A 12,316-nucleotide genomic window follows, 5' to 3' on the forward strand; every position below is an offset into this window, starting at 1 on the left:
CAGAATGGTTGGAAATCATTCGTAGAGTGTAAAGGCAGAAGGGAGCTTGACTGCGAGACCTACAAGTCGAGCAGGGACGAAAGTCGGGCTTAGTGATCCGGTGGTTCCGCATGGAAGGGCCATCGCTCAACGGATAAAAGCTACCCTGGGGATAACAGGCTTATCTCCCCCAAGAGTTCACATCGACGGGGAGGTTTGGCACCTCGATGTCGGCTCATCGCATCCTGGGGCTGTAGTCGGTCCCAAGGGTTGGGCTGTTCGCCCATTAAAGCGGTACGCGAGCTGGGTTCAGAACGTCGTGAGACAGTTCGGTCCCTATCCGTCGCGGGCGTTGGAAATTTGAGAGGAGCTGTCCTTAGTACGAGAGGACCGGGATGGACACACCGCTGGTGTACCAGTTGTTCTGCCAAGAGCATCGCTGGGTAGCTATGTGTGGAAGGGATAAACGCTGAAAGCATCTAAGCGTGAAGCCCCCCTCAAGATGAGATTTCCCATCACTTTAAGTGAGTAAGACCCCTGAGAGATGATCAGGTAGATAGGTTGGGAGTGGAAGTACAGCGATGTATGGAGCGGACCAATACTAATCGGTCGAGGACTTAACCAATTTTTAAAAAGAAGAAAACTCAAGCGGTGTTTTCGGAATCCCTTTACTTTTGTAGATTCAGTTTTGAGAGAACAATGTTCTCTAATTAAAAATGTGCGGTGACGATGGCAAGAAGGTCACACCTGTTCCCATCTCGAACACAGAAGTTAAGCTTCTTAGCGCCGATTGTAGTGAAGGGTTTCCCTTTGTGAGACTAGGACGTTGCCGCGCTTTTTAATTTTCCGCAATAGCTCAGTTGGTAGTAGCGCATGACTGTTAATCATGATGTCGTAGGTTCGAGTCCTACTTGCGGAGTTTTTCGGTTAAGTCTCATGCATTTGATATGAATTAGATTTTATCGGAACTTGGAGAGTTGTCCGAGCGGCCGAAGGAGCACGATTGGAAATCGTGTAGGCGGGTTAAACTGTCTCAAGGGTTCGAATCCCTTACTCTCCGTTTTTCCATTATAATAAATATCATGGTCCGTTGGTCAAGCGGTTAAGACACCGCCCTTTCACGGCGGTAACACGGGTTCGATTCCCGTACGGATCATTGTTCTGGCTGTTATACAAAAAGAACAAGTTGAGCCTAGGCTCATAATTTACAATCCCTGGAGGTTTAGCTCAGCTGGGAGAGCGTCTGCCTTACAAGCAGGATGTCGGCGGTTCGATCCCGTCAACCTCCATTGGTTCCGTGGTGTAGGGGTCAACATGCCTGCCTGTCACGCAGGAGATCGCGGGTTCAAATCCCGTCGGAGCCGTTTTTACAATTTTATTCTGGTCTGATAGCTCAGTTGGTAGAGCACTTGATTGAAGCTCAAGGTGTCGGCGGTTCGAATCCGTCTCGGACCATTTTTATATGATGGAGGGATAGCGAAGTGGCTAAACGCGGCGGACTGTAAATCCGCTCTTTCGGGTTCGGCAGTTCGAATCTGCCTCCCTCCATTTTTTTGGATTAAATTTTTAATATAGGGGTATAGTTTAAAGGTAGAACTACGGTCTCCAAAACCGTCAGTGTGGGTTCAATTCCTACTACCCCTGTTTTTAAATTAATATAATGGCGATCGTGGCGAAGTGGTTAACGCACCGGTTTGTGGATCCGGCATTCGTGGGTTCAATTCCCATCGGTCGCCCTCTTTATTGGGCTATCGCCAAGCGGTAAGGCAACAGACTTTGACTCTGTCATTCGTTGGTTCGAATCCAGCTAGCCCAGTTTTTAAATAGCAACATTTCGGCGGTATAGCCAAGTGGTAAGGCACAGGTCTGCAAAACCTCTATCACCGGTTCAAATCCGGTTACCGCCTTTCCGATAGGTGATCTATCGTAATAAACTTTTTATCATGCCGGCGTGGCGGAATTGGCAGACGCGCTGGACTCAAAATCCAGTGCCCGCGAGGGCGTGCCGGTTCGACCCCGGCCGCCGGTATCAGACAAATAATCTTGCGACGATGATTTCATCGTTGCAAGATTATTTTTTTGTATAGAGAATCGTAGTTTGGGTTATAATATAGCCAGTGAATTTATATCGAAAGTGGGTAGGTAGGTTGATGGCTATCGTTATCAGGAAATTTCGCGAAAATGATTTGGAGGCAATGGCAAGTATATGGAATCATATCGTAAATGAAGGCCAGTACTTCCCCCAAGAAAACAGTTTATCAGACAAGGAAGCAGCAGCCTTCTTCACGGAACAGACGTTTACCGGAGTGGCGGAAGAAGATGGCGCGATAGTTGGTTTGTATATTCTTCATCCCAACAATATTGGACGTTGCGGTCATATTGCGAATGCTTCTTATGCTGTCATAGCTGATCAAAGAGGGAAGCACATCGGCAAAAAACTTGTGGTGCATTCGCTGGAGATGGCTAAGCAGTCAGGATTCCGCATCATGCAGTTCAATGCTGTTGTTGCCAACAATAAGGGTGCGATCAGCCTTTATAAAAAGCTGGGTTTCAAAGAATTGGGGACTATTCCGGGTGGTTTTAAAATGGATGATGGCACCTTTGTGGATATCATTCCGTTTTATTTGGAACTTAGTTGATTCATTAGTTGTATGCGCTCAACTAGAGAAGGGAATGATTGAATTATGAATATATCTGAAGCAGCAAAAATTACTGGGCTCACAGCTGCAACGCTGCGTTATTATGAAAGCGAAGGGTTGATTCCTCCCGTCACCCGAAAAAATGGTGGAGTCCGTGATTACCAAAAAGACGATCTTGGTTGGATCGATTTCATTAAATGCATGCGCAGTGCCGGGATGTCGGTCGAGTCTCTGATCGAATATACGACCTTGTTCAGAAATGGTACGGAGTCGGACGAAGCGCGCAAAAACATTCTCATCAGAGAAAGAGAACAACTGCTTGTCAAACAAAAGGAAATTAATGAGACAATCGATAGATTGAATCATAAAATTCAGAGTTTTGGGAGTAAATTGAAAGAGTCCGAAAAGAGTCTGCCCCATTGAGTTGATTGTTAAGGTGGTTGTAGACCCGGTAACAGAAAAGATTAATTTCCGATAAATGAAAACCATCCAAGCGGGCAGTTCGTTGCCCGCTTGGATGGTTTTCTCATTATGTCAGTAAAATTATCCTACAACAATGTACCCAGAGCGCGAACTGATCACGGTGATGTCCTCATCGACTTTTTTGATTAGCTATGGTCCTGCTCATAGTTTTCAATCTTCTTGTTCAGTGTTTGCAACGTTTTTCCTAGTTCATTGTAACGTTCTTGCATTTTTTTCTGTTCTTCGATCAGGATTTCTTTCCTGGCGGTAACGGTTTCCTTGCCCTTTTCGAACAGCGTTGTGTATTCAATCAAGGATTCGATCGACAAACCGGCATTGCGCATGCACTTGATGAAATCGATCCAACCAAGATCAGATTGTTTATATAACCGGACACCACCGTTTCCTCTTGTAACCGGAGGGATCAAACCAATCCGTTCGTAATAGCACAGGGTTACAGCTGTTAGTCCTGATTTTTCTGCTGCTTCTAAAATATTCATTTTTCTCACCTCTGCTTAGCATAATTTAATTTTATAGGCCAAGCTTACAACTTAAAGTTAAGGTTAAGTCAAGAAAAATTTTCAGATGGATAAAAAGTAAATGGTTCTCAGCTCCGGTGAAGGGCTGCACACCGGAGTACGAGGGTAACTTTTAGCCGCAACTCCGGCGAAGGTCTCCTCATCGGAGTTGGCAACTCAGAATATTAGCTGAACTTCGGCGAAGCCGCTGTTCACCGGAGCTGGCGCAACAGCAGCGTCCGCCGTGCTGCACGCACCCGGAAAAGGACAAAGAAAACACGCACAGCCTATACCGGTGTGCGTGTTTTGGCATTCATAGAGTTTTTAAGCAGTTTGGGTTTCCATAGAGGCTGATTTTTCGTCGATCTTGAAATCTTGCTTCCGCAACTGTTTCCGTTTGATCGCGTAGAAAACGATGATTAGCAGATTGAAGGCAACTAGGATCCCCAACAGGATGAATAGATCCATGGAGATGCTGCCGCCGATGCCGAACAGCTGGCGGTAGGCATCGATCGAATACGTCATCGGCAGGTAGGGATGGATCGCCTCGAAGAAGCTGTTGGACAGCTGAATCGGATAAGTGCCGCCGGATCCTGATAGCTGCAGGATGAGGAAAATCAGCATCAGGAAGGAGCCGACTTTATCAAACAACAGATTGAAGAGCATGACGATCGATATCGAGACGAACGCAGTCAAAAGGGTGACCAACAGCGTCTTATCGATCGACGACGGCGCCAAACCGTTCACCTTCACCAGTAGTGTGACCATGATGAGGGATTGGCAGATGCCGACAGCAGAAAGGACTGAGATTTTGCTGGCCCACCAACTGCGGCCATTTTTCGGATAATTCCGAGGAGTGAAGATGTCGTACATTAAGTTCAGACTGATGGCGCCGACGAAGAGCGCAACGGACATCATATAGGGTGCCATCGCGGTGCCATTGTTGGCGACCGGAGCCGTTTCGATCTGGTTCGTGATGACCGGTTCAGCCATCATGGCATAGGTGCTTTCCGTGGCATCGACTTCATTCAGAGCAGCGCTGCCTTCCGACAGTTTGGCGCCGAGTTCATTCGTACCGCTGAGCAAACTGATCAGGCCGGTATTCAGCTGGCTTGATCCATCCGCCAATTGGCCGGAGCCGTCACTGATTTTTTCAGCGCCGGCTGCAAGTTGACTGATACCATCGGTCAGTAGACTGCCTTTTTCGACAAGCTCCGTCGTACCGTTGGCAAGTGCCTCTGTTCCGTCCTTGAGTTTTTCAGCGCCTGCTGCCAGGGGGCCGGTCTGCTCATTCAGAGTCTGCAAGCCTGCACTTACTTGGGTATTGCCTTCGCTCAGGCTCTTTCCACCTTGAGCCAATTGTTCGGAACCGTTGCTGAGTTGGGACAGGCCGTCAGCAAGTTTTTGGGAGCCGCTTTGAGCGCTTCCGATGGCAGCCTGGAGCGATTTGCCACCGGTAAGCAGGGCTTGGGTGGTTGCACCAATCTGGCCGTATCCGGAAACGAGGGTTGTCGCGCCGCCGTAAACAGTGGCATAGCCTGCCGACAGGCCGCTGATGTTGTTTTGGAGTGCTGTCACTTGTTGCGTGATCGCTGAAGCATCAATACCGTTCAAACTGGAAAGTGCGGAGAGATCATTTGTGATCGTCTGTATGGAACTGGATTGTTCATTCGCAATGATCGCCATTTGCGCTGAGACAGCTTGGTTGACAGCCGCTTCCTGCTCGGCTGTCAATTCGGTTCCGCTTTGGTCGATTGCAGCCATGATGGCAGCTGTGTTGCTGGCGGGATCCGCGGCAGCGATGATGGTGTTCAATTCTGATTGAGACGACGAAAGGGTGGTGCTGAGACCGTTCAGCTGGGACAATACGGCAGTCAAGTCCGCTGACAGGGCGGATTGCTGAAGCTGGCTGTCGAGTGTTTCGATGCCGGTTTTTATTTGGTCGAGTCCGCCCTGCAGCGCAGCAAGTTTGGCTTGTTGTTCAGCACTCGTGAGATTCGAGTTCAGTGCGGTCAAGCCGTCGGTCAAGGCGGCGCTGCCAGCTGCCAATTGGTTCATGCCGTTGTTCAAATTGTTCATGCCTGTCGATAATGTGAGGCTGTTTGTGGCCAAGCTGGAAAGACCGTTGCTCAGTGATGTGCTGCCGGCAGCCGCAGCAGCCGCGCCGGCATTCAGTCGGCTGACGCCGGCTTCCAGATCCGGCATAGCGGCAGTCAAGGTACCCACGCCTTCGTTCAATGCCAAGGCGCCCGCATCCAGTTGGCCGACACCATCGAGATAGGTCTGTAGGCCGACAGCCAATGTATCGACACCATCCCTGAAAGTTAGGGAACTGTCCGCAAGCACGTGGAGATTTTCGCTCAAACTTTCGTTGCCTTGCTTAATCTGGGTGGTGCCGTCACTGAGCTGTGCGCTACCATCCGCTGCCGTTTGCATGCCGTCTGCGACCGTCTGAAGTTTATCAAAGATGGTTTCCGCGTAGATGGCCGTCACCTCATCTGAGATGGTATCCTTGATTTCTTTGGCGGCAGAAGCCGTCAGTTTTGAAGCGATATAGCTTCTGCCTGCACTGGTCCGATAAGTTAATTCCATTTGTTTCGGCGATTCATCCAACAAGGTAGTCGCATTTTTAGAAAAATCATCCGGGATAGTGAGTACCATGTAGTAGCTGCCGTCAGCCAGTCCGGCTTCCGCTTCTTCCTGAGAGACGAAATCGAAATCCAAGGAATCGGATTCCTCTAAGCCGGCGACAAGCGAGTCGCCCACAGCCAATGTTTCTTCATTATAATTGACTGCCTTATCCTGGTTCACGACAGCGACCGGCAGTTCGGCCAGTTTACCGTAAGGATCCCACATGGAACTGAGGAAGAGTACGGTGTAAAGGGAAGGGATTAGGCTGATCCCGAACAGGATGATTAATATTTTTTTCGATTTTAAAACAGATTTCCATTCTTGCTTCAACAAGATCGTGCACTTCCTTCATTTAAATTTCTGCAGACAGGATGATGGCTTCCCAATCTACGTTTTCGACACTGTCCGATCCTTCGACCAAGAGGGAATCAAGTGTGTATTTCTGCAAGCGGGCTTTGAATTGCTGCTCTGCATCGAAGAATACTAAGAGGACTTCCTTCTTTTTGTTCTTGATTTTATCCGCTCGCAAGAACACCTTTTCGGCCAGATTGGTGGGGCGGACAAAGCTGTGGGTTCCTTCGATTGCTTCATAGATATGCAGCATTGTGATTTCTTCCGGCATCCGGTTCAATCGGAATCCGCCATCTTTGCCTGACTCTGAATCGACTAAGCCTGAAACGACAAGGGAGCGCATCACTTTCTTGAGATAGGAATCGGAAACTGACAGACGCCTGCTTAGGATAGCGCTCTTGATCGGGCGTCTATCGATTTGAGTCGCTAACATGATCAGTATGCAAATGGCTTGTTCCACGCCGCCTTTCATTTTCATTATTTTCGCCTTCTTTCGTAGATATATTTTATCCATGGATGTATTTTATCGCTCAATAAAGAATTGTTCAAGAAAAAGTTTATGATTGTGATGCAAAAAAATAACCGAGCAAGCCAAAAAGGCGGTTTGCTCGGTCTTTTCCTTAATTATCAGAATATTTCAATTTTGCGTTTAGTTGGAGGAGTAGGCTCTTTTTTAGGAAGCACCAAGTTCAAGACGCCCTCCGTCAAAGTAGCTGTAATATCTTCGTCGTTGATGCCTTTCAAATAAATTTCCCTGTGTACGGAACCCGAAGAACGTTCTTGGCGGATGATTTGCCCTTTATCGTCTTGTTCGACTTTTTCCGATTTGCGGACGGCTGAAATGGAGAGAATGTCGTTGTCATAATCCACAGTGATATCCTCTTTGGCGTAGCCCGGCAGATCGGCTGTCACTTGATAGTTGTCCTCGGTTTCATGTACGTCCAATTTTATTTCCTGGAAAAAACGATTTTGGAACATCGATCCGGTGTCCGACAGCAGGTCGAAGAAACTGTTGCTTTTGCGTAACTCATTTGACATTTGAAAAATCTCCTTTCTTTTAATTGAAGCTTTTATTCACCCTCAGTATAAACTTACGTGCATCGGAATTCCACTGAAATGATTCCGGTTCCAAACAGCGGAAATGAAGCAAAAGCTGATTCCAAACGGGTTCTATGGTAAACTGTTAAAGGAGTTTTGAGACAGTGAACGCCTCACACCGCGTGAACGGGAGAGGCCGAGAAAGGGTAGTATTTATGAAAAAAATTGAAGCGGGCAGTCTTTATCTGAAACAGCATCGGAATCTTTTCCAGTGTCCTATCTGCAAAGGGAAATTTGAGACGGTGGAGGGGCATAGCCTCGTCTGCGCAAATGGACATCATTTTGATGTATCAAAAAAGGGAACACTGCATCTGTTGATGAAGGGCGGCCAGAATGAATACGGCAAAGAGATGCTGTCGAGCCGGAAAAATTTGGCGGACACCGGCTTTTTCCATCCGTTGCTGGATGCCGTCTATGCCCATATCGACAAGCCGGAGACGGCGGCGGTTCTGGATGTCGGTTGCGGGGAAGGATCGCATCTGCATTATTTGACCGAAAAAGGCTTGAAGGGGACAAAAATTGGCTTTGATATTTCGAAGGATGCGATCCAGTTGGCGGCCAGCAACTTTTTCCCGGATGCCTTCTGGTGCGTGGCCGATCTGGCGCATTCACCTTTTGCAGAAAGTGCCTTTGATGTCATCTTGAACATCTTCTCACCATCGCAGTACCAGGAATTCGACCGTGTTTTGAAACCAGACGGTAAGGTCATCAAAGTTGTGCCGAATGCACAGTATTTGATCGAGTTGCGGGAGCAGTTGTATGCCTTGGATACGACAAAAAGAGAGTACGACAATCAACAAGTGGTTGACCGATTCTACGATATTTATCCGGATGCTGTCAGTGAAGAAGTCATCTATACCGTGGATCTTGATGCTAAAAGCTATGGCTGGTTGATGGAGATGACGCCACTATCATGGGGCGCATCTGAAGAATCACTAGCAAATGCATCGGCAAATCCGTTGAATTCTGTCACTGTGGCAGTCACACTTTTGGTCGCCAGCAAAGCTGTCTGATTTTGGCGTAACCGGAACATAGCCCAAGTTTCCGAAAAATATTGACACAGCGGTGTGATATGCTATAATACGTATATCATTTTGTAGCCATTATTATCGTTTTGTTCCACAAAATGACCTTGACCAACGTATCGCATTCGCCGTGCCTGACACCGAAACGATACGTTTTTTTGTGCGTATTTTCGCAATCTTTTTCGGACCGAACGAAGGCGCCGAACGGTAAAAAAATACTGACTGTCAGGAGCATGAAAAAATGAATTTTGCCGCATTGAAGGCTGAAATAATAGAAGAAAGCAAAAAGTTGGGTATCGATAAACTGGGTTTCACGACTGCCGAACCTTTTGAATATATGTTGGAAAGTCTGAAGGAACAACATTCAAAGGGCCACACTGTCGGTTTTGAGCACCCGGTTCTGGAGGAACGGATCTATCCGGACCGGATATTCGATAACCCGCAAGCAATCCTTTCGATTGCGCTGGCTTATCCGAGCAAAATGACCGAAAAGGCTGAGCGGGTGCGCGGAGAACGCCGCGGCAATTTCTCACGGGCTTCCTGGGGGACAGATTACCATGTCATCCTCCGCGATAGAATGGACCGATTGATTGCTTTCATCCAGGAAAAAATTCCGGATGCCCGCTTCAAGCCGATGGTGGACACGGGGGAGCTGATTGATACAGTGGTGGCGCAACGAGCCGGAATGGGCTTCATCGGCCGTAACGGGCTGTTGATCACGCGCGAATTCGGTTCCTATGTCTACTTGGGGGAAATCATCACCGACATTCCTTTCCCAGCGGATGAGCCGGGTGTCTTCGGTTGCGGGGAATGCACGCGCTGTGTGGACTTCTGTCCGACCGGAGCGATCCTCGGTAATGGCCAACTGAACCCGAACATTTGCCTTTCCTACCAGACGCAGACAAAAGGGTACATGCCGGAAGAATACCGCCAAAAAATTGGCCATGTCATTTACGGATGTGATATCTGCCAGCAAGTCTGCCCGTATAACCGCGGTATGGATCATCATTTACATCCCGAAATGGAGCCTGAACCAGCAAGCGTCACGCCCGTGTTGCAACCGATGTTGACGATTTCGAATCGGGAATTCAAGGAGCAGTTCGGTCATCTGGCAGGCTCATGGCGCGGCAAAAAACCGCTGCAGCGCAACGCTGTCATCGCCTTGGCGAATTACCGCGACCGGACGGCGATTCCGGAACTGCTGCGGATGATCGAGCAAGATCCCCGTCCAGTGCTGCGCGGAACGGCTGCTTGGGCTATCGCGGAGATTGTACGCGAGCCTAATCCGGAAATGTTGGCTTTTTTCTCCGAACGGCTTATAATCGAAACGGATGAAGAAACCAAAGCTGAAATGGAGAAAGCTTATCTGAAAATGCTTGAAATCCAGAAAACAGATTAATCTAACAGAATAAAGGAGTCTCATTTATGACCAACCATATCGTACTATTTGAACCGCAGATCCCTGCGAATACAGGCAATATCGCGCGCACTTGTGCTGCAACCAATACAACTTTACATCTGATCGAACCTTTGGGCTTTTCGACCGATGATAAGCAGCTGAAACGTGCCGGGCTTGATTATTGGCATGACGTGAACATCATCCATCATGCGGATCTGGCGGCTTTTCTCGACTATTTGGGCGATCGCCAGCTCTATCTGATCACCAAGTTCGCCGACCGCATCTACAGCGAGGCCGACTTCACGAAGGACGAGGACATCTTCTTCATCTTCGGCAAAGAGACGACGGGCCTACCTGAATCTTTCATGCAGGAAAACGCTGAAAAATGCCTGCGCATTCCGATGAACGATGAGCATGTACGCTCCCTGAACCTTTCGAACACAGCCTGCATGGTGGTCTACGAGGCGTTGCGTCAGCAAGGATTCCCGAATCTGGAATTGACTCACACGTATGAGAACGATAAATTGAAGGGCTAAAGCCTCACCCAGTTGATAATTTCACAAGTAGAATGGCCAAAAGCGAAAAAGCTTCGGCCGTTCTTTTTTTATTTCCAGTGAATAGGTATAATGGATGTAACGTAAAATTGAAAAGGGGATGGAATAATGGATAAAGCTGCATTATTGGCCTTACAGAATGGGTCGGATGTCCGCGGGATTGCGATTTCGACGGAAAAACATGAAGCGACGCTTACGGCGGACAAAGTGACGCGTATCGGATACGGTTTCGTGGAGTGGTTGCAAAAAGATAAAAATATCAATCTGAACAGCGAAAAGAAAGTCAAAATTGCGATCGGACAGGATAGCCGCTTATCCGGAGGAGACATCAAAACTGCACTGATGGCTGGGATGGCGCCTTTTGCCATCGAAATCGTCGATGTGGGCCTTTCCACTACACCGGCGATGTTCATGTCGACGCAGTACAAAGATTACGCGACGGATGCAGCGATCATGATCACCGCCAGCCATCTTCCTTTTGAATACAATGGACTGAAATTCTTCACTAAAACAGGTGGAGCGGAGCACGAGGACATCGAGGCAATTTTGGAATACGCCTACGAAACACCGGAAGCATTCGCTGAAGAAGAACAAACCGCAGTTGTGACCGAGATGGATCTACTTTCGACTTATGCAGCCGATCTCCAGGAAAAAATCCGCAAAGGCATCGCTTCAGCGGAAAATCCTGAGAAACCATTGACTGGACGCCACATCATCGTGGACGCCGGTAACGGAGCGGGCGGATTCTTTGTGGAACGGGTGCTGCAGCCTTTGGGGGCCGACACTTCCGGTAGCCAATTCCTGGATCCGGACGGCACTTTCCCGAATCACGTCCCGAATCCGGACAACAAAGCGGCAATGAAGAGCATCCAGGATGCAGTGATCGCAAACAAGGCCGATCTTGGGATCATCTTCGACACGGATGTGGACCGTTCCGCGATCGTCGACAGCGACGGAAAAGCGTTCAACCGCAACAATCTGATTGCGTTGATTTCGGCGGTGTTGTTGAATGCAGAGCCAAGTGCGACAATCGTAACAAATTCCGCGACTTCTTCCCATCTTGATACATTCATCACGGGACTTGGCGGGGTTCAGGACCGTTATCTGACCGGCTACCGGAATGTCATCAATCGCGGCATCGAATTGAATGAAGCGGGCATCAATGCAGTGTTGGCGATTGAAACGAGCGGACATGCGGCGCTGAAAGAAAATTATTTCCTGGATGACGGTGCCTACCTGATCGCAAAGCTGCTGATCGCAGATGCGCAGTTGTCAACGGAAGGAAAACGCTTGGGTGATTTGATCGCGACACTGGGTCAACCGGCGGAAACGATGGAGTATCGCTTTACGATCATCGAAGAACCGATTTTTGAAGTGGGTAATGCCATCATTAAGGATTTTGCGGCTTTCATCGCTGCGACCGAGGACATGGCATTGGTTGCAGATCATCTTGAGGGCGTGCGCGTGAATCTGAGTGGCCAGTACGGGGAAGGCTGGTTCATCCTGCGGTTGAGCCTTCATGAACCGTTGTTGGTATGGACAATCGAAAGCGATGCAGTCGGCAAACTGCCGTTGATCGCACAGACCGTGCTGCCTTTCTTCAAAGGGCGTCCGGAGTTGGATACAGGGCATCTTCATTAAGAAATCTCATCAAAAAAAA

General features: G+C 48.5%; 10 protein-coding genes, 12 tRNA genes and 2 rRNA genes. 20 read left to right on the forward strand and 4 right to left on the reverse strand.

Features of this window, described 5'->3' with window-relative positions; all coding sequences use genetic code 11:
* From TES5_RS03465 to TES5_RS03540, 16 genes are all read left to right on the forward strand, one after another.
* Positions 1-604 (forward strand): 23S ribosomal RNA (locus TES5_RS03465); the annotation flags it as partial.
* A 94-nt stretch (positions 605-698) separates the two neighbouring features.
* Positions 699-814, forward strand: a 5S ribosomal RNA gene (gene rrf / locus TES5_RS03470).
* A gap of 10 nt (positions 815-824) precedes the next feature.
* Positions 825-898, forward strand: a tRNA-Asn gene (locus TES5_RS03475).
* Between the two features lie 52 nt (positions 899-950).
* Positions 951-1,039 (forward strand) — tRNA-Ser (locus TES5_RS03480).
* A 24-nt stretch (positions 1,040-1,063) separates the two neighbouring features.
* A tRNA-Glu gene (locus tag TES5_RS03485) sits at positions 1,064-1,135 on the forward strand.
* A 60-nt stretch (positions 1,136-1,195) separates the two neighbouring features.
* A tRNA-Val gene (locus TES5_RS03490) sits at positions 1,196-1,268 on the forward strand.
* A 2-nt stretch (positions 1,269-1,270) separates the two neighbouring features.
* Positions 1,271-1,343, forward strand: a tRNA-Asp gene (locus tag TES5_RS03495).
* An 18-nt stretch (positions 1,344-1,361) separates the two neighbouring features.
* Positions 1,362-1,434, forward strand: a tRNA-Phe gene (locus TES5_RS03500).
* 12 nt (positions 1,435-1,446) lie between these two features.
* Positions 1,447-1,527, forward strand: a tRNA-Tyr gene (locus tag TES5_RS03505).
* A gap of 25 nt (positions 1,528-1,552) precedes the next feature.
* A tRNA-Trp gene (locus TES5_RS03510) sits at positions 1,553-1,623 on the forward strand.
* A 19-nt stretch (positions 1,624-1,642) separates the two neighbouring features.
* A tRNA-His gene (locus TES5_RS03515) sits at positions 1,643-1,715 on the forward strand.
* An 8-nt stretch (positions 1,716-1,723) separates the two neighbouring features.
* Positions 1,724-1,795 (forward strand) — tRNA-Gln (locus tag TES5_RS03520).
* Between the two features lie 20 nt (positions 1,796-1,815).
* Positions 1,816-1,886, forward strand: a tRNA-Cys gene (locus tag TES5_RS03525).
* 38 nt (positions 1,887-1,924) lie between these two features.
* A tRNA-Leu gene (locus TES5_RS03530) sits at positions 1,925-2,008 on the forward strand.
* Positions 2,009-2,129: 121 nt separating this feature from the next.
* Positions 2,130-2,618, forward strand: coding sequence for a GNAT family N-acetyltransferase (locus tag TES5_RS03535; RefSeq protein ID WP_068559848.1), 489 nt, complete (start codon positions 2,130-2,132; stop codon positions 2,616-2,618).
* Between the two features lie 45 nt (positions 2,619-2,663).
* The gene (locus TES5_RS03540; protein WP_068559850.1) at positions 2,664-3,041 is read left to right on the forward strand and encodes a MerR family transcriptional regulator; all 378 of its coding nucleotides are present in this window, start codon (positions 2,664-2,666) and stop codon (positions 3,039-3,041) included.
* 185 nt (positions 3,042-3,226) lie between these two features.
* Here the strand turns inward: TES5_RS03540 and TES5_RS03545 are convergent, their stop codons facing one another.
* The 4 genes from TES5_RS03545 to TES5_RS03560 all read right to left on the reverse strand — a co-directional run bounded on the left by TES5_RS03545 (position 3,227) and on the right by TES5_RS03560 (position 7,618).
* Positions 3,227-3,580, reverse strand: a complete 354-nt coding sequence (locus TES5_RS03545; protein WP_068559852.1) for a MerR family transcriptional regulator — start codon at positions 3,578-3,580, stop codon at positions 3,227-3,229.
* Positions 3,581-3,922: 342 nt separating this feature from the next.
* Positions 3,923-6,562, reverse strand: a complete 2,640-nt coding sequence (locus tag TES5_RS03550) for a YhgE/Pip domain-containing protein (protein ID WP_068559854.1) — start codon at positions 6,560-6,562, stop codon at positions 3,923-3,925.
* 19 nt (positions 6,563-6,581) lie between these two features.
* Positions 6,582-7,058 (reverse strand): RrF2 family transcriptional regulator, encoded by a 477-nt coding sequence (locus tag TES5_RS03555; protein ID WP_068559856.1) that lies wholly within the window; start codon positions 7,056-7,058, stop codon positions 6,582-6,584.
* Positions 7,059-7,207: 149 nt separating this feature from the next.
* Positions 7,208-7,618: an Hsp20/alpha crystallin family protein gene (locus tag TES5_RS03560; protein WP_068559858.1), complete on the reverse strand. Its 411-nt coding sequence runs from the start codon at positions 7,616-7,618 to the stop codon at positions 7,208-7,210.
* A 215-nt stretch (positions 7,619-7,833) separates the two neighbouring features.
* On the opposite strand from TES5_RS03560, the gene TES5_RS03565 reads away from it, so the two are divergent.
* From TES5_RS03565 to TES5_RS03580, 4 genes are all read left to right on the forward strand, one after another.
* Positions 7,834-8,691 (forward strand): methyltransferase domain-containing protein, encoded by an 858-nt coding sequence (locus TES5_RS03565; protein WP_068559860.1) that lies wholly within the window; start codon positions 7,834-7,836, stop codon positions 8,689-8,691.
* Positions 8,692-8,944: 253 nt separating this feature from the next.
* A complete protein-coding gene (gene queG / locus TES5_RS03570) occupies positions 8,945-10,102 on the forward strand; it encodes a tRNA epoxyqueuosine(34) reductase QueG (RefSeq protein ID WP_068559862.1) in 1,158 nt (385 codons plus the stop codon).
* 26 nt (positions 10,103-10,128) lie between these two features.
* The gene (gene trmL, locus TES5_RS03575; protein ID WP_068559865.1) at positions 10,129-10,638 is read left to right on the forward strand and encodes a tRNA (uridine(34)/cytosine(34)/5-carboxymethylaminomethyluridine(34)-2'-O)-methyltransferase TrmL; all 510 of its coding nucleotides are present in this window, start codon (positions 10,129-10,131) and stop codon (positions 10,636-10,638) included.
* Between the two features lie 126 nt (positions 10,639-10,764).
* Positions 10,765-12,297: a phosphohexomutase domain-containing protein gene (locus TES5_RS03580; protein ID WP_068559867.1), complete on the forward strand. Its 1,533-nt coding sequence runs from the start codon at positions 10,765-10,767 to the stop codon at positions 12,295-12,297.
* Positions 12,298-12,316 lie beyond the last annotated feature (19 nt).

The organism is Trichococcus sp. ES5, assembly GCF_900067165.1.
Taxonomy (GTDB): Bacteria; Bacillota; Bacilli; order Lactobacillales; family Aerococcaceae; genus Trichococcus; species Trichococcus flocculiformis.